At 71.3% G+C, this 16,533-nt stretch carries 13 protein-coding genes; 3 read left to right on the top strand and 10 right to left on the bottom strand.

Features of this window, described 5'->3' with window-relative positions:
* Positions 1-51: 51 nt before the first annotated feature.
* Together OH804_RS08910 and OH804_RS08905 are read right to left on the bottom strand one after the other, a co-directional pair.
* Entirely contained in the window at positions 52-3,918 is a 3,867-nt protein-coding gene (locus tag OH804_RS08910; protein ID WP_196923568.1) for a S8 family serine peptidase, read from the bottom strand.
* Positions 3,919-4,088: 170 nt separating this feature from the next.
* Positions 4,089-4,805 carry a YoaK family protein gene (locus OH804_RS08905; RefSeq protein ID WP_406064221.1) on the bottom strand — a complete coding sequence of 239 codons (717 nt, stop codon included), beginning with the start codon at positions 4,803-4,805 and terminating at the stop codon, positions 4,089-4,091.
* A 70-nt stretch (positions 4,806-4,875) separates the two neighbouring features.
* On the opposite strand from OH804_RS08905, the gene OH804_RS08900 reads away from it, so the two are divergent.
* The gene (locus tag OH804_RS08900; RefSeq protein ID WP_196923570.1) at positions 4,876-5,556 is read left to right on the top strand and encodes a GntR family transcriptional regulator; all 681 of its coding nucleotides are present in this window, start codon (positions 4,876-4,878) and stop codon (positions 5,554-5,556) included.
* Here the strand turns inward: OH804_RS08900 and OH804_RS08895 are convergent.
* The 8 genes from OH804_RS08895 to OH804_RS08860 form a co-directional block, all read right to left on the bottom strand.
* Positions 5,553-7,343, bottom strand: a complete 1,791-nt coding sequence (locus OH804_RS08895) for a gamma-glutamyltransferase family protein (protein WP_406064219.1) — start codon at positions 7,341-7,343, stop codon at positions 5,553-5,555. The genes OH804_RS08900 and OH804_RS08895 overlap by 4 nt on opposite strands.
* Positions 7,340-8,341 carry an ABC transporter ATP-binding protein gene (locus OH804_RS08890; protein WP_406064217.1) on the bottom strand — a complete coding sequence of 334 codons (1,002 nt, stop codon included), beginning with the start codon at positions 8,339-8,341 and terminating at the stop codon, positions 7,340-7,342. Before OH804_RS08890 ends, OH804_RS08895 begins: the two co-directional genes overlap by 4 nt.
* Entirely contained in the window at positions 8,338-9,363 is a 1,026-nt protein-coding gene (locus OH804_RS08885) for an ABC transporter ATP-binding protein (RefSeq protein WP_406064215.1), read from the bottom strand. Before OH804_RS08885 ends, OH804_RS08890 begins: the two co-directional genes overlap by 4 nt.
* Positions 9,360-10,247, bottom strand: a complete 888-nt coding sequence (locus tag OH804_RS08880; RefSeq protein ID WP_231392683.1) for an ABC transporter permease — start codon at positions 10,245-10,247, stop codon at positions 9,360-9,362. The genes OH804_RS08885 and OH804_RS08880 overlap by 4 nt, the downstream gene beginning before the upstream one ends.
* Complete coding sequence (locus OH804_RS08875; protein WP_238669491.1) at positions 10,244-11,200, bottom strand: ABC transporter permease; 957 nt, start codon at positions 11,198-11,200, stop codon at positions 10,244-10,246. The genes OH804_RS08880 and OH804_RS08875 overlap by 4 nt, the downstream gene beginning before the upstream one ends.
* Before the next feature lie 6 nt (positions 11,201-11,206).
* Entirely contained in the window at positions 11,207-12,883 is a 1,677-nt protein-coding gene (locus OH804_RS08870; RefSeq protein WP_406064212.1) for an ABC transporter substrate-binding protein, read from the bottom strand.
* A gap of 272 nt (positions 12,884-13,155) precedes the next feature.
* Complete coding sequence (locus OH804_RS08865) at positions 13,156-14,385, bottom strand: MFS transporter (protein ID WP_406064210.1); 1,230 nt, start codon at positions 14,383-14,385, stop codon at positions 13,156-13,158.
* A 121-nt stretch (positions 14,386-14,506) separates the two neighbouring features.
* Positions 14,507-15,031, bottom strand: coding sequence for a MarR family winged helix-turn-helix transcriptional regulator (locus tag OH804_RS08860; protein ID WP_406064208.1), 525 nt, complete (start codon positions 15,029-15,031; stop codon positions 14,507-14,509).
* A 90-nt stretch (positions 15,032-15,121) separates the two neighbouring features.
* On the opposite strand from OH804_RS08860, the gene OH804_RS08855 reads away from it, so the two are divergent.
* Both OH804_RS08855 and OH804_RS08850 read left to right on the top strand, forming a co-directional pair.
* Positions 15,122-15,799 carry a hypothetical protein gene (locus OH804_RS08855; protein WP_406064206.1) on the top strand — a complete coding sequence of 226 codons (678 nt, stop codon included), beginning with the start codon at positions 15,122-15,124 and terminating at the stop codon, positions 15,797-15,799.
* A gap of 22 nt (positions 15,800-15,821) precedes the next feature.
* The gene (locus OH804_RS08850; protein ID WP_406064204.1) at positions 15,822-16,532 is read left to right on the top strand and encodes a hypothetical protein; all 711 of its coding nucleotides are present in this window, start codon (positions 15,822-15,824) and stop codon (positions 16,530-16,532) included.
* Position 16,533: the final 1 nt, after the last annotated feature.

The raw sequence follows: 16,533 nt of genomic DNA, 5'->3' as shown, positions 1-16,533 counted from the left end.
ACCCGAAAGCGGGGGCCTGCCGACACTGGAGGTGTCGGCAGGCCCCGGGGTTCACTTCGTGACCGTCAGCGACACGGTGATCGGGGTGGACGCGCCCTTCGCACCGTTGTTGGTGACCAGCAGCGTGGCGACGTACGGGCCCGGCGCCAGGCCGGTGGTGTCCACGGTGATGGTCAACGCGCCCTTCGCCCCCGCCGGCACCTCGCCGGAGGTTGCGGCGGACAGCCACGCCACGTCGCTGTACGCCGGCAGCGAGCCGTCGACGTGATAGACCTTGCTGCCGTACGGCCGGCCGGTCGCGTTACCGAGCACCCACAGGTTGCCCTGCTCGTCCAGGTCCAGCCCGGCGCCGCTGAGCGGGTTCGGGTCGGGGTCGGGCACCGAGGCGAGCGGCTGGCAGGTGGCCGGGTCGAGCGCCCAGATCGACTCTTTGGAGTCCTGGTTGATGCCCCACAGCACGTTGTGTTCCTCGTTGAGGGCAAGGCCGGTCATCCACGGGATGGGCGGGGTGCACTCCCCCAGCACCGAACCGGGCTGCGGGTGAGACAGTCCGGCGAGGTGCCGGATGCGGTTGTCGCCGCTGAGGTAGAAGGTGTCGTCCGAGGCGCGGTAGGCGAGCCCGTAGTAGAGCTTGCCGGCCCACGGCCCGGTGATGGTCTCCTTCACCTCCAGGGTGTCCGGGTCGAAGCACACGATCGGCAGGTCCCCGATGAACGACATCTTCGGCGCGCACATCAGGTCCCGGCTCGGCACGTACGCCATGTCCGAGGGCCAGCCGTCGATCGGCAGCACACCCTTGCCCAGCGACCGGCCGTCCGTGCTGAAGCGCTGCATCTGCCCGAACAGGTACGAGTTGGAGACGATCAGCTCGCCGTTGCGGTAGCCGACGCCGTAGGCGTTGTAGAGCTCCTTGAGCGGGAACGAGCTGAGCTGCCGGCCCGGGATGCCGGTCGGCGGGGTGGGCGAGTTGATCTCCCGGGCCAGCCAGGTGGCCGGCAGGTCACCCCGGTTGGTCAGGGTCACCGTCGCAGTCCGGGTCACCCCGGCCCGGGCGGACACCGAGACCGCGTTCTTGTTGGCCAGCAGCAGCGGTGTACGCAGCGCCAGGTCGTGCGGGACGACCGTCGACTCGACAACGCCGACGGTGCTCGCCGGCAGGTCGTAGCCCGGTTGCAGAGCGGTCACCGTTACCGGCCCGGCCGGTGCCTCCACCTGGTAGAAGCCGTCGGCGTCGGTGGTCGTGGTGATCGGCTGCGGTGCGTCCGGCGATTCGACCCGCACCGTCGCGCCGGCCAGCGGCTGACGGTCGTTCGCATCCCGCACCGTGCCCCGCAGCAGGCCACGACCGGCCACCCGGAAGGTGATCGCGTCGGCCGCGTCGAGCACCTGCTCGTCGCGCGAGTACGTCAGCGCGTCGCGGCCGGTGGCGTCCTCGATGCCGACGGTCGCCGAGCCGCCGGTCCCCGCCGCCGTGGCGGCGAGCTTGCGGTACGCGATGGTGACGGTGCCGTTCTCGCCGAGGCGCACCTGGACGTCGACCCGGGTCTTCGGCGCGCTCTTCAGCGCGGCCCGGTTCCAGGTGACCACGACCTGTCGGGCCGTGCCGGTGCCGGACACCCTGGTACGCACCGTCGAGGCGTGGTCCAGGACCAGGTCGTCCCAGAACGCGTAGACGGCCGGTGCCGAGACCGCCGGGGCGGGCAGCGGACCGTTGTCGCCGACCGAGGTGCTCACGTCGACGCCGAAGGTCAGGTAACCGTCGGTGTGCACGGTCAGCTGACGGTAGGTGCTGCCGTAGAACGTCACCGGAAACGGCAGGTCGACGGCCCGGCTCGCGGTGTCGCCGGTGAGGGCCAGCACGCTGCCGCCGTCGGCCCACTCCGCGGTGGCCGTCCCCGCCCGGTAGCCGTGCCGGTCGGTCTTCGCGGCGAGCGCCACGTCCACCGTCTCCGGCCCGTCGACGGTCAGCGCGACCGTCTTCGGTGCCAGCCACCGGCCGTACTCGACCAGCAGGTCGTAGTCGGCCTCGGGCAGCATCCCGGTGTAGTGACCCTCGGCGTCGGTGACGAACGCTGGGAACGTCTCCCCGGCGAGCGCCAACCGGGCACCCACGACCGGCTTGCCCGCCGGGTCGGTGACCCGGCCCTGGATCGCCTGCCACGGGGCGGGCTCGGACAGGTCCAGCGTCAGATTGGTGGTGCCGCTTGTCGAGACGGTGATGGTCTGCCGTGCGGTGCGCCGCGCGAAGAACGACGCGGTCAGCGTGTACTCCCCGGCCGGGACCCGACCCAGCTGGACCGTGCCGCGCGCGTCGGTGCGGGCGGTGCGGGTGACCAGGGCGGAGGTCAGGGTGATCTTCGCCCCGGAGAGCACGGTGCCGTTCAGGTTCGCGTGCACCACGACGCCGCCGAGCTGCGCCGTCGAGGCCTGGGTCACCAGGTCGTACGCGTCGAGCCGACCCTCGCCGTAGACGTTGTTGTCGGCCGGGGTGCCGCCACACTGCAGGTCGTTGACGTCGTGCGCGGTGCGGTCCAGCAGCTCGCGGGTGGTTGCCAGGTCACGGCGCAGGTTCGGCACGGCCGACCAGGCCAGGGCGACCGCGCCGGCGACGTGTGGAGCGGCCATGGATGTGCCGTCGCTCATGCCCCAGTCGCTGCCCGGCACTGAGGAGAGGATGCCTACCCCGGGGGCGGTGATGTCCGGCCGTACCGTGTCCTCGCGGCCCGGCCCTCGGCTGGAGAAGTCGGCGATCAAACCGGCGGCGCTGGTCGCGCCGACGGCGTACGCCAGCGGGTTGGTGGCCGGGTGGCCCGCCGAGCCGCACGGCTCGGGCAATTCCTTGGCCTCGTTGCCGACCGCGAAGACCGGGAAGATGCCGGCGGCGACCCAGGAGTCGATGATGGTGTCGTAGAAGGTGGGGTCACCGTCGTGGCCGCCCCAGGAATTGTTGATGATGTCCGGCGCGAGGTCCGGGCGGGGGTTCTCGCCGTTGCGGTCGGTGGGCGCGAGCATCCACTGGCCGGCCGCGAGCAACGCGCTGTTGCTGCAGTAGTTGGCCTCGCACCCCTTGGCCGCGATCCAGCTGGCACGCGGGGCCACACCGGTGATCCGCCCGTCGCCGTCGTCGCCGACCATCGTGCCGACCGTGTGGGTGCCGTGCCCGTAGTTGTCGCAGGGCGTCGACGGCAGGCAGATCCCGGTCGGGTCGTACCAGTTGTAGTCGTGCGTGAAGGTGCCGTCACCGTCGTTGCCCCGATACTGGCGGACCAGGGCCGGGTGGTCGTACTGCACACCGGAGTCGACGCTGCCGACGACGATGCCCTCGCCGCGGGTGCCGTACTCGCGCCAGACCTTGTCGGCGGCGAGTGAGGTGAGGTTCCACGGCAGCTGCGGGTTGTCGGCGGAGGCGCCGGCGGTGCGGACCGGCTCCGCGAGCTTGGTCCCACCGATCGCGGTGATCCGCGCGACGTCAGCCCGGCCGGCCAGTTCGGTCATCAGCTTCAGGTCGCCGGTGACCTCGATGATGTTCGCGATCCAGTACGGGGTGAAGTCGGCGTGCCGGTTGCGCAGCAGGGAGCGGAGCCCGCGCTGGGTCTTCTCGGCGTGGGCCAGCTTGGTCTCGTAGACCCGGGTGGTGCGGGCGACCCGCCCGGCCCGGCCACCGGCGGCCCGCTCGACCCGGTCCAGGTCGCTCTGGTTCAGCGTGGCCTCGTCGGTCAGCTCGACGAAGAAGCTGGCGTTGGTGCCGGTACGGGCCGCACCGAGCACGCGCGGGTCCACCTTGCGCAGTGGGTCGACAGCGCCGTTGCTCGGCGCGGGCGCGGCCACGGCGGCGCCGGTCGGCAGTGCGAGCACGATGGCCAGCGCCGCACCGACGGCACCCATGGCTCGACGTGTCCGCTGTCTGGGTCTGAGCATGAAGTACGTCCCCTCCCTCAGGCGGTCGCCCGGGAGGGCCGACACCGCCGTCGCCGATTCTCAGGCGACGGGCATCCGGCTGAACCACATGATCACTGGCGGAGCACGGACATGGCGGGTCTCCGCCATCCCGCGTTGGCCACACCGACACCGGCACGCCACCACAACGGTCAGGCCCGCATCCGCGCGGACACCGCGATGACGAGCACCAGCGGCAGGATCAGCAGGGCCGGGGCGACGACCGGCAGGTGCAGGGCGACCAGGGCGCCGACCGCCGCGCCGACCATGAGGGCCAGCAGCACCTGAGCCTTGGGGCGCAGGCTGGCCCACGGGCTGCGCGCGGCGACCCCGGCGATCAGGCTGGTGAGCGTGCCGGTCAGGTACGTGGAGGACAGGCCGGACACTCCGAAGCGTTGGATGGCACTGCTCTGCACGCCCAACGCGACAGCGGACAGCATGAGCAGCGCCAGGTGGACACCCGCGTCGGGGGTGTGCAGGGTGACCTCCCAGACGACGGCGAACACCACGAACACCGCCAGCTCCAGGACCAACGCCCAGGTGACCCGCCGGGGCCAGACCGGATCGTCGGGCTGTGCCGAGCCGACGACGCGGGCGCCCGCGAGAACGCCGACGATGAAACTGACGATGGCGCAGCCCGACGTCAGGGCCAGGTCGGCCTCGCCTCGGCCGGCCGAGAGCCCGAGCAGCACCATGTTGCCGGTCATCACGCTCGCGAACGCGCCGCCGAGGGCGAGGAAACCGAGAGCGTCGGCGCTCCCGGTCAGGAAGGTGAGGACGACGACGAGCGCCTGCCGTCGCCGCAGCAGGCGCTCGTCTCGGCGCGGGGCGACGTGGGGGTGGGTGACGCGGGGCGCTGTGCTCGACACTGTCGGCCACCTTCCAGTAATTGTTCTTCGTATACACTTTGTCCGGACACGTTCACGGAGAGGCGACCAGGTGGCTGAAGACCTACGGGACAAGCTCGGCGCGCAACACCTGCCGCTACGCGATCAGGTCCTCGCCGCGCTGCGGACCGCCATCATCGACGGCGACTACCTGCCCGGGGAACGGCTGACCGAGGACCGGCTCGCCGAGGACTTCGGCGTCTCCCGCAACCCCGTCCGGGAGGCGCTGCGCGTCGCCGAGGCGGAGGGGTTCGTCGTGATCCTCCCCCGCAGGGGAGCGGTCGTCGCCTCACCGAGCAGCGGGACCATCACCGACATGTTCGCCGTGCGCGAGCGTCTGGAGGCGCTGGCCGCCCGACTGGCCGCCGAGCGGGCGACAGCGGCCGACGTGGCGTCCCTGCGTGCCCTGCTCGACCAGGGCCGTGAGGCGACCCAGCGGCAGGACCTGGCCCGGGTCGCCGAGCTGAACAGCACGCTGCACCTGCGCATCCTCCAGATCAGCGGAAACCCCTGGCTGTCGTCGATCGCCAAGTCGCTCTACCTCCATGTCCAGTGGGTCTTCCGGCTCGGGGCGGCCGAACGCGCGCCACACTCGTGGGCCGAGCACATCCAGCTCGTCGACGCCATCGAGTCAGGCGACGGTGACCGCGCCGAGCGGGCCGCGCTCGACCACCTCGACGCGGCATCCGCCGCGGCGTACGAGAACGCCGAAGGCGGCTACGGCGCCCGCTAACGGCCGCACGCGTAGCCCTGCATCCCTCGGGGGTTCGCGCCGGCGGCCAGCACGCCCGTCGTCGGGTCACGGGTCACCGCGCAGAGCCGACCGAGACTCCACCCGTCGGTGACCCGCACCTCGTGCCCGTACGCCCGCAGGGCCGCCAGCACGCCCTCGTCGAGCCGGTCCTCCACCACCAGGACACCGGGCTCCATGTCGCGGGGGTAGAACGACCCCGGCAGGCTGACCGTGTGCCACGCCGGCGCGTCGATGGCCTCCTGGAGGCTCTGGCCACCGACGAGGTGCCGCAGCAGGAACGGCAACTGCCACTGGTCCTGCTGGTCGCCACCGGGGGTGCCGCAGGCCAGCACCGGCTCACCGTCGCGGTGCACCATCGTCGGGCTCAACGTCGTACGCGGGCGGCGGCCCGGCGCCAGCGATGAGGCGAGCCCCTCCTCCAGCCAGAACATCTGCAACCTGCTGCCCAGCGGAAAACCGAGCTCCGGAATCGTCGGGGAACTCTGCAACCATCCGCCGCTGGGCGTAGCGGAGATCATGTTGCCCCAGCGGTCCACCACGTCCACGTGACAGGTGTCGCCCCGGGTCACCCCGTCCGACTGCACTGTCGGCTCTCCGGTCGTGGCGTCCGTCGGCCCGGTACGCCGCCCGGCACCCGGTCCGACGTGGGCGGGTAGGCGCGGCTGCGCCCCGTCCGGACGCCCCGGCCGCAACTCCGCCGACGCGCGATCGCCGATCAGGGCGGCCCGCTCCCGCGCGTACTGCGGGGAGAGCAGCGCCTTGGCGGGCACGTCGACATCGTCGCCGTACCAGGCCTCCCGGTCAGCGAAGGCGAGCTTGAGCGCCTCGACCTGGGCGTGGATGCCCGCCGCGGTGTCCGGGTCGTACGCGCCCGGGTCGTCGAGCGCGTCCAGTGTGGCCAGGGACTCCAGCAGCACCGGGCCCTGACCCCAGAAGCCGGTCTTCGCCACCGAGTAGCCGTGCCAGTCGAGGGTGGCGGGCGTCTCCCAGCTCGCCGAGTACGCGACGAGGTCGTCGCCGGTGACCAGCCCGGCGTGCGGGCGGCCGCTGGAGTCCTGGAACGGTAGCCGGCTGAACGCGTCGATCGCCTCGGCGACGAAGCCCGTGCTCCAGGCCCGGCGGGCGGCCTCGATCTGGGCCTCCCGGTCGGCGCCGGCCGCCTGTCCCGCCTCGACGAGGCGGCGCAGGGTGTCCGCGTACGCCGGGTTGGTGACCATCTCCCCCGCGGCGGGTGGTCGGCCGCCGCGCAGCCAGAGCGCGGCGGAGGTGGGCCAGTGTTCCTCGAACAACGACCGGACCGCCGTCACCGTGTCACCGACCCGGCCCACCAGCGGGTGTCCGGCGCCGGCGTAGCCGATCGCCGGCTCCAGCACCTCGGCGAGGGTGAGCGTGCCGTGCTCGCGCAGCAGCAGGAGCCAGGCGTCCACCGCGCCGGGTACGGCCGCCGCGAGCGGGCCGGCACCCGGGATGAGGTCCATGCCGAGCGACCGGAAGTGCGCGATGGTGGCGCCGGCCGGCGCGGGCCCCTGCCCGCACAGCACCTTCGGCGTCGGGTCCGCTGCGGTGGCCACGATGGCCGGCACCTCGCCGCCCGGCCCGTTCAGGTGCGGCTCGACGACGTGCAGGACGAACCCGGCGGTGACCGCGGCGTCGAAGGCGTTTCCCCCGCGTTCCAGGATGCCCATCGCGGCCTGGCTGGCGAGCCAGTGGGTGGAGGACACCATGCCGAAGGTGCCCTGCAACGTGGGTCGGGTGGTGAACGTCATGACAACACCTCACTGGGATCTGTGGTGCGAACGTCGGGACCGGTGCCGTCCGGTCGGACCAGGTGGCAGGCGGCCATGCCGTCGCCGATCGCGGTCTGCGCCGGGACCTCCGTCGCGCACCTGTCGAAGGCGAGCGGGCACCGGGTCCGGAACCGGCAGCCCGACGGCGGGTCGAGTGCGGACGGCAGGTCGTCGCCGAGCAGCACCGGTTGACGGTGGCGCTGACGCACCGGGTCGGCCACCGGCGCGGCGGAGAGCAGCGCCTGCGTGTACGGGTGGGCGGGCCGGGCGAAGATCCGCTCGCGGCTGCCGGTCTCGACGAGTTGACCCAGGTACATGACCGCGATGTCGTCGGCCAGGTACTCGACAGCGGAGAGGTCGTGGGTGATGAACAGGCAGGCGAACCCGATGTCGCGTTGCAGGTCGGCGAGGAGGTTGAGCACCGACGCCTGCACCGACACGTCGAGCGCGCTGGTGGGTTCGTCAGCGATGAGCAGCATGGGCTCGGAGATCAGGGCCCGCGCGATGCTGACCCGTTGACGTTGCCCGCCGGACAGCTCGTGGGGATAGCGACGGGCCACCTCGGCGCGTAGGCCGACCCGTTCGAGTTGGGGGGCGACGCGGGCGTCCCGGTCGCGCCGGGAGATCCGCTTGCCGGCCAGCCGCAGCGGCTCGGCCACGATCTCACCCACCAGCATGCGTGGGTCCAGTGACGCGGCCGGGTCCTGGAAGACGATCGACACCGCGCCGCGATGGGGGCGCAGCCGCCGTCGGGACAGGTGGGTGACGTCGGTGCCCGCGATCCGGACCGTTCCCGCGGTCGGCTCGACGAGCCGCACCACGCATCGGCCCACCGTCGACTTCCCGGAACCGCTCTCCCCCACCAGGGCCGTGACCCGCCCTCGCGGGATCGTCAGGGACACCCCGTCCACGGCACGCACCGGGCCGAAGTGCATCACCAGGTCCGCGATCTCCAGAGCGTTCGGCTGCGGCGTCATCGGTTCACCTCCTGAGCTGCCGTCGGTGCCGTCGGTGCCGTTGTGCAGGGGTGCCAACAGGCCGCGACATGGTCGGTGCCACCGACGCCCTCCAGCGGTGGGGCGGCCGCTCGGCACTGCTCGTCGGCGCCTGGGCAGCGATCCGCGAAGGTGCAGGCGTCGGGTTGACTCGCCAGGACGGGCACCAGTCCGGGGATCTCGGTCAACCGGTCGGTGCCGGCGTGCCGGCCCGGCTGCGGTGACGCCGACAGCAGTCCGGCCGTGTACCGGTGCCGGGGGTGGGCGAACAGGTCGTCGACGGGCGCCCGTTCCACCACCCGGCCCGCGTACATGACGACGACGCGGTCCGCGATGTCGGCGATCACGCCGAGGTCGTGGGTGATGATGAGGACGCTCGTGCCGAGCCGGTCGCGCAGGTCCCGCAGCACCTGGAGGATGCCGGCCTGGACGGTGACGTCCAGTGCGGTGGTCGGCTCGTCGGCCACCAGCACCTTCGGGCCGCAGGCCACCGCCATCGCGATCATCACGCGCTGGCGCATGCCGCCGGAGAGTTGGTGCGGATAGCTGTCGACCCGCTGGGCGGCGGACGGGATCCCGACGAGCGTCAACAGCTCGACGGCACGCGCCCGCGCCGCCCGTCGGGACATCCGCTCGTGGACCTGGAGCACCTCCCCGATCTGCCGCCCGACGGTGAGCACCGGGTTCAACGACGTCATCGGCTCCTGGAAGATGTACGCGATCTCCCGGCCACGGACCCGACGCAGGGCCGACTCGCGGGCCCCGACCAGCTGCGTGCCGTCCAGGCGCACCGACCCGGTGACCCGGGCGCTGCCCGGGAGCAGTCCGGCGATGCTCATCGCGGTGACGCTCTTCCCGCACCCCGACTCGCCCACCATCCCGACGATCTCCCCGGCCGCGAGGTCCAGGCTGACCCCGTCGACCGCCGAGACGGTGCCGGTCTCGGTCGGAAACGACACCGACAGGTCGCGGATCTCCAGCACGGGCGCGGAGGCCGTGGTCATCGCCGGTCTCCCTTCGGGTCGAGGGCGTCGCGCAGGGCGTCACCGAAGACGTTGAACGCCAGCGCCAGACCCATGATCACGACGCCGGGGAAGACGGCGGCCCAGGGTGCGCGGGCGGCGAACTGCTGGGCGGTGGCCAGCATGGTGCCGAGACTGGGCGCGGGCGGCTGGATGCCGAGGCCGAGGAAGGACAGCACCGCCTCGCCGAGGATCGCGGCCGGGATGGCGACAGTGGCCTGCACCAGGATCACCGAGGTCGCGTTGGGCAGGATGTGCCGGGCCAGCACCCACAGGTCGCTCGCGCCGTCCACGACGGCCGCCGCCACGAAGTCCAGCGACTTGAGGCGCAGGGTGTCCGAGCGGACGACCCGGATCACCCCGGGGATCTGGGCGATGCCGATGGCCACCGCGGCGTTGCCGAGGCTGGCGCCCCGGATGGCCGCCAACCCCACCGCCATGATCAGAAACGGAAACGCCAGCAGCAGGTCGGTGAAACGCGAGATCACCGCGTCCCAGGCCCGGAAGTAGCCGGCAGCGAGCCCGAGCGGCACCCCGATGACCAACGACGTGGCCACCGCCAGGAGCCCGACCTGCAACGACGCCCGCGCACCGAGCATGATGCGGGAGAGGACGTCCCGGCCGAGATCGTCGGTGCCCAGCAGGTGCCCGGCGGTGCCGGGAGGTGCGAACGTACGGGCGAAATCGGTCTGGTCGACCGAGTAGGGCGCGAGCCAGGGCGAGAGCAGCGCGATGACGCCCGCCAGCGCGAGGACGACGAAGCTCACCACGGCGAGCGGGTTGCGGCGCAGCCGCCGCAGCACCCGGGTACGCCGGGTGACGCTGGCGGCACCTGTCTCCGCCATCGGTACGGTGAGGACGGTCATGCCGGATCTCCCGTCACCCGGATGCGGGGATCGATGACCGAGTAGAGCAGGTCCACGAAAAAGTTGATCACGATGTAGGCCGCCGCGGTGAGCAGGACGACGGCCTGGATCACCGGGTAGTCCCGTTGGAACACCGCGTCGATGGTCATCTTGCCGAAGCCCGGCAGCCCGAAGATCTGTTCGGTGACGACAGCGCCCGAGATCAGCCCACCGAGTTGGAGACCCACCACGGTCACCACCACGATGAGGCTGTTCCGCAGGGCGTGCCGGGTGATGACGGCGCGCGGTCGCAGGCCCTTCGCCTTCGCCGTCCGCACGTAGTCGGAGGAGAGCGAGTCCAACATCGCCGACCGGGTCTGCCGCATGATGATCGCGGCGAGGCCGGTGCCGAGGATCACTGCCGGCAGGACGATGTGGTGCAGGTTGTCCACGGGGTCCTCCAGGATCGGCACGAAGCCGGAGGCGGGAAAGAGCCCGGTCGCCACGGACAGGTAGAGGATCGCCAGCAGCCCGAGCCAGAAGTGCGGCACCGACAGGCCGATCAGGGCCAGGCCGTTGGCGAGCCACTCCGCCGGACGTCCACGACGGACCGCCGCGAGCACCCCGGCGCCGACGCCGAGCGCCGCCGCGATGAGGATCGCCAGGACGGACAGCTCGACGGTCACCGGCAGGGCGGTCGTGAGCATCGACGACACCGGGGTACCGGTGCGGATCGACACCCCGAAGTCGCCCTGCGCCATGCGCTCCACGTACTGGGCGAACTGCACCGGCAGCGGCTGGTCCAGCCCGTAGTGCCGCCGGATGGCCTCCAGGGCCTCCGGCGACCGGTCCTCACCGGCCAGGGCCAGGGCCGGGTCGCCGGGCAGCGCCCGTACGCCGACGAAGACCACGATCGTCGACATCAGCAGGGTCAACGCCGACTGCCAGGCGCGGGTGAGCAGATACCGGGCCACGGCGGCCTACTTGCCGAAGCCGGCGAAGGCCGCCCGGATCACGCCGTCCGGGTAGACCTGAAGGCCCTGGATCTGCTTGCTGACGGCGGTCAGGTTGCGCTGCCGGTAGAGGTAGATCAGGGCGTCGTCCTGCTGGAGCAGAGTGACAGCCTGCCCGTACAGCTTCCGGCGCTCCTCGACGTCGCCGGCCTGCCGGGCCTGGGTCAACAGGGTGTCGAGCTGCGGGTTGCTGTAGCCGGCGACGTTCTGGCTGGCGCCGGTGCCGACGAAGTTCGTGATGTTGGCGTCCGGGTCGATCCGGCCGCTCCACCCCAGTTGCAGCAGCTCGAAGTTGCCGCGGTCCTGCTCGTCGAGGAGCGACGAGTACTCCACCGGGTTGATCTTCAGGTCGAATCCGCCGTCCTTGACCATGGACTGCAACGCCTGCGCGAGGCGCAGCGTGTCGGGCGTGTTCGAGGCGAGCATCGTGACCGTGTACGGCGTCTGCACGCCGGCCTCGGCCAGCAACTGCTTGGCCTTGGCGGGGTCGTGCGCCGGGCAGGTCTGCGCCTCCGGCGACGAGAACGTGCTCGCTGGCGAGATCGGGGAGCAGGCGGCGGCGTGCAGACCGTTGAAGACCGCGTCGACCAGGGACTTGCGGTCGATGGCGTGCTCGAAGGCCTGCCGCACCTTGGCGTTCTGGGCGAGGGGGCGGTTGATGGGCTTGGGGGCGGTGCCGACGCCGTCGACGTTGCCGACGTTGATGGTCAGGCCCTGGTAGCCGAGGGACTGCGACTGGAGGACGGAGACCGCCGCGTCCTGGCGCAGCGAGGCGACGTCCTGGGTGGAGATGGAGTCGGCGACCTGGGCGTCGCCCGAGCGCAGGTTGGCGGCGCGGATGCTGGCGTCGGTGAGGATCCGCCACGAGATGGCGTCCAGGTGCACCTTGCTGGCGTCGTAGTAGTTCGGGTCCCGTACGACCTCGATGGAGTTCTGCGGCACCCGCTTCGCGAACTTGAAGGGGCCGACGCAGACCGGCGCGGAGGCGAAGTCGTCGCCCTTGGACCGCAGCGCCTGCGCACTCATGATCATGCCGGCCCGGTCGGCGAGGGCGCCGAGCAGCGGCGCGAACGGCTGCTTCAGCCGCAGGACGACGGTCTGCGCGTCCGGGGTGTCGACGCCGTCGATGGGGCCGAGTTCGCTCTTGCGGGCCGACCGGGCGTTGGTGAGGTGGCGTTGCAGGGTGGCCTTCACCGCGGCCGAGTCGAACGCCGTACCGTCCGCGAAGCGCACGCCGGGCCGCAGCGGAATGGTCACCGTCCGGCCGTCGCCGCTCGTGGTGGGCAGGGCCGTCGCGAGCTGCGGTACGACTTGCGCCTGCTCGTTGACGTCGTAGAGCTTCTGGCACATGGCCTGGAAGACGTAGCGGGAGTAGAGGCTTCTCGACAGCGTCGGGTCCAGCGCGTCGGGCTCGGCGGAGAGGGCGATGACCAGCTTGCCGCCCTGCTTCACGGCGGCGGGGTCGGCGGGCGTACCGAAGGAATCCTGGCCTGCCGACTGGTCGCCGCCGGACGGGTTGCCGCCGTCGTTGTTCGACACCGGTGAGCAGGCAACGACAGTGCAGACGACGGCGGCCGCCGCAACGGCGGCCCGGAGCACCCGGCGGCGGGGCAGGTTCGTGTCGCGGACGGAGAGGTTCGTCATGGAGAGCTCCTCAAGTGGGCGATTCGGGGAGCGTATGTTGTATACGATGACCGCCGCAAGACCTCCATGAATGGCTCTCGGCGCCCGTCCGCGGGCCGCGTGGGGTGCGTCCACGGGGGCCGACGGCTGCACCGCGCGTCCTTTGCTCTGCTTCACCCCGCGCAACGGCACGTGTCCGATATCCGGACACCCGGTGGTGCGTCCGTTGAAGCAGAGCAAAGACCACCACCAACCCCTACCGACCCGCTCGGCCAGCCGGCACCGCCGTCAGCTCAGGCCGCGGGTTTCGCCGTGGGCGCGGGCGGTGCCGGATCACGCCGCAGGAGGCTGAGCAGGACGACCAGCGCGAGCACCGCCACCACCGCGCTGAAGATCTCGCCGGCGGGGCTCAGACCGATCGTCTGGATCAGCAGACCAACCCCGACCGCTGGCACACCGAGCATGGCGAACAGGATGGCGAAGAAGGTCGAGACCGCCTCGGCCCGGTGCTGCGGCTCGGTCTTCATGGTGATCGTCGCGATGCCGTCGCCGACCGCCACCCCGGACGCGACACCGATGATCGCCGCGCTGATGATGAGCGTCGCCAGCAACGCCATCCACATGCTGAACGCGAGCAGGCCCGCCCCCACGACCAGGCCGGCGCAGGCGCTGGCCAGCGCGGCACGCGAGGACAACACGCGGGTCAGCAGCTGACCGAACGCCGCGCCGGTGAAAGCCACGAAGACCACCAGCGCGGCCAGGGTGTGTGAGGTCTCGTGCAGGACCATGCCGAGGAACAGCCCGCTCACCGACGTCAGCACCCCGAGGGCGGCGAAACCCGCGCCGGCGGTGAGCGCCGAACGGACGAAGGCGCCACGGATGGTCGCCGGCACGTGCAACCGCTGCACCCGCAGAGTCACCGGCGAACGTTCCCGGACCGTCTCCGGCACCCCGCGCAGCGCGATGATCGCGATCACCGCCAGGATCAACACGATCACCCAGGGCAGCCGGAGCGGTTCGGGTGCCACGTCCGACACGATCCCGGACAGCAGGGTGCCGGTGGCCAGGCCGCCCAGGTTCGCGAAGATCGACACGGTGGCGGCACGCTTCGGGTGCCGGGGGTCGATCAGCTCCGCCAACGCCGCTGTCGCCGTGCCGATGATCAGTGCGGCGGACAGCCCGGCGAGGATCCGACCCACGATGATCATCGCCAGGTCGACGGCGGCCAGGAAGACGGCGTCGGCGGCGACGGAGAGCAACAGCGCGATGAGGATGACCGGGCGCCGGCCGATCTGGTCGGAGAGCCGACCGAAGACCAGCAGCCCGACCACGACTCCCAGCGCGTACAGCGCGTAGACCACTGTCACCGTCAACGACGAGAACCCGAACTCCAGCTCGTAGAGCGGGTACAGCGGGGTCGGCACTGTGGTGCCCACAAGCGTGATCCAGAACGCGAACGCGACCCGCACCGCGCCGGACGTGGACCGGCTCGTCGCGCCCCCGGCGCGGCTGGCATCGGACATGAGCAGTCCCCCCGGGGATCGGGCCCTGTTACGGGCCGTCGCCACCGCACCCTTCTCATCGCGGCACCTGGCCCGCGTACAAGCATGGGCTGGGGCATCGGGGTGATGTGCGGTAACCGCCCTAAAGGCCCTCGCCCGAGGCGGCAGCGCTTCCGGGCCGGACGGCCGTTTCCAGGCCGGGATGGACTCCCGGCGGGTTCCCGGTATCGCCGGCGATTCGTTGCAGGGCGGCGATGAGCGCGGCGCGCTCATCGGCGTCAAGCGCGGCGAGGACCTCGTCCTCGTGCTGGTCGGCGACCTCGCGTGCGCGAGGGAGTAGCTGTCGCGCGGCGCCGGTCAGGTGGATGGCGTGGGCTCGGCGGTCGCCTGGATGCCGTCGGCGTTCCACCAGGCCGCGCTGTTCGAGGTCGTCAAGCAGGCCGACCATGACCTTGCGGTGGATGCCCAGCGCGTCGGCGAGCTGCTGCTGGGAACGCCCCTCGCCACGCTCCACGTGCATGAGCAGTCCGAAGTGGTTCGGTGCGATGCCCAGCGGTGCAAGCCGCGCGGCGAACGTCTGCGCAACGTGGAACCCGAGCTGTGACAGCAGGAAGTTGGCCCGGTCGGCGAGCGGCCGGTCCGCGGGTGGTGCAGAGTCGTCAGACACCTCGGTATTGTACGTCCACGGCATTGTCCGTTACGGTAACAGTCACCGCGACGCCCTATCGCTGCGTCCGCCGACACCGGAGGATGCGTGATGTCCCATCCGCTGCCCCGCTTCGCCGAACCGGAACCGTACGGATTTCTCTATCTGGGTTTCCAGGCTGCGCCCGCGCAACGACTGCCCGTCTACACCCGCACCCCACGCCGGCGCAGCGCGGCGGCGCGGCTCGTGCAGGCAGTTCCCGCACTCGTACACCGCCCCGACGTCGTGTCCGTCAAGGTCTTCCGGGCGGTGTTCATCCCGCCACTGCCGGGCGCACCCCGGTACGACCTGGCGATGCTCGTCAGGACTGTGAGTGTGGAGCACCTGGAGACCGTACGTACCTGCGACGAGGTCTCAGCCCTCGACGGCGAGCAGATCCTCACCGGTGTCAACGTGGCCCGGATCGGCGAAACCGACGCTCGAACCGACGGCACTTTTCTGTTCAACCACTTCACCGCCGCGCCGGGCACCGACGCCGAAGCCGTTTGGCGCTCCCTCACCGGCTGGTACACCACCAAGACCGGCGTCGACAACTCCACCGCTCTGCGCCCCACCGGACCATCGTCGTTCTCGCTCATCAACTACGCGCGAATACCCGCCGGGGCGATCCGATTCCTGTTCGGGCAACTCACGCGGCCGAGCTTCCACCGCTTCGTGCGAGCCACGCTCGACGACCACGGAATGCACGCCCTGCCTGCCTTTCACCGTTCGATCCACGCGTCGACGTGAGCCTCGACCGAAGGGAACCTCCATGCGCTTCCACGGCCTTGCCGGCATCGCCGGCATCGGCTTCGTCATCATCCTGATCGCGGCCAACCTGCTGCTGACCGCAGCGGGCTTCCCGACCCCCTCCGAAGCCACATCCGTCGACGAGATCACTGCGGTCTTCGCTGCCGAATCCGGGGCACTACGCCTGGCCTCGGCACTCTTGCCGGCAGCCTGGTTGCTGGCCACGATCTTCGCCGTCGGGGTGTGCGTCTGCCTCCAACGCGACCAACGGTCCCGGACGGACCCGTGGTCCCTCGTCGGGCTCGCTGGCGTGCTCATGCAGTCGGTGGTGTTCACCGCCGTCGAGGCAACCCGGCTCGCGCTGATGTCCGCCGCCCAGCACGGCGGCGGCAGCGTCACCGGCCTCTGGGGCTTGTACAACGCCCTGTTCGGCTTCAACCAGGTGTTCCTGGCGACCGCGCTCGTCGGGCTGTCGATGTTCGGCATCCGTACCGGTGCCATGGCCCGATGGCATGCCGGCATCGGTTTCCTCGCCGCCACGCTGTTGTTCATCACCGCGACCACGAGTCCGTACGGCATCGACGGCGTCAACCCGCTGGCCCTGCTCGGCCTCGTCGGCTGGCTGCTCTGGCTGGCGTGGATCGTGTCGTACAGCATCATCCTGATCCGACGGGGGTCCGATCAGTCCGGTCGCGGTGGGAAGCGGCTCGGAAGGCCGCTTCCCACCGCGTAAC

The sequence above is a fragment of the Micromonospora sp. NBC_00860 genome (genome assembly GCF_045207375.1).
Taxonomy (GTDB): domain Bacteria; phylum Actinomycetota; class Actinomycetes; order Mycobacteriales; family Micromonosporaceae; genus Micromonospora; species Micromonospora vinacea.
Note: the sequence above shows the minus strand (reverse complement) of the source record. Positions and strands in the feature narration are given on the sequence as shown.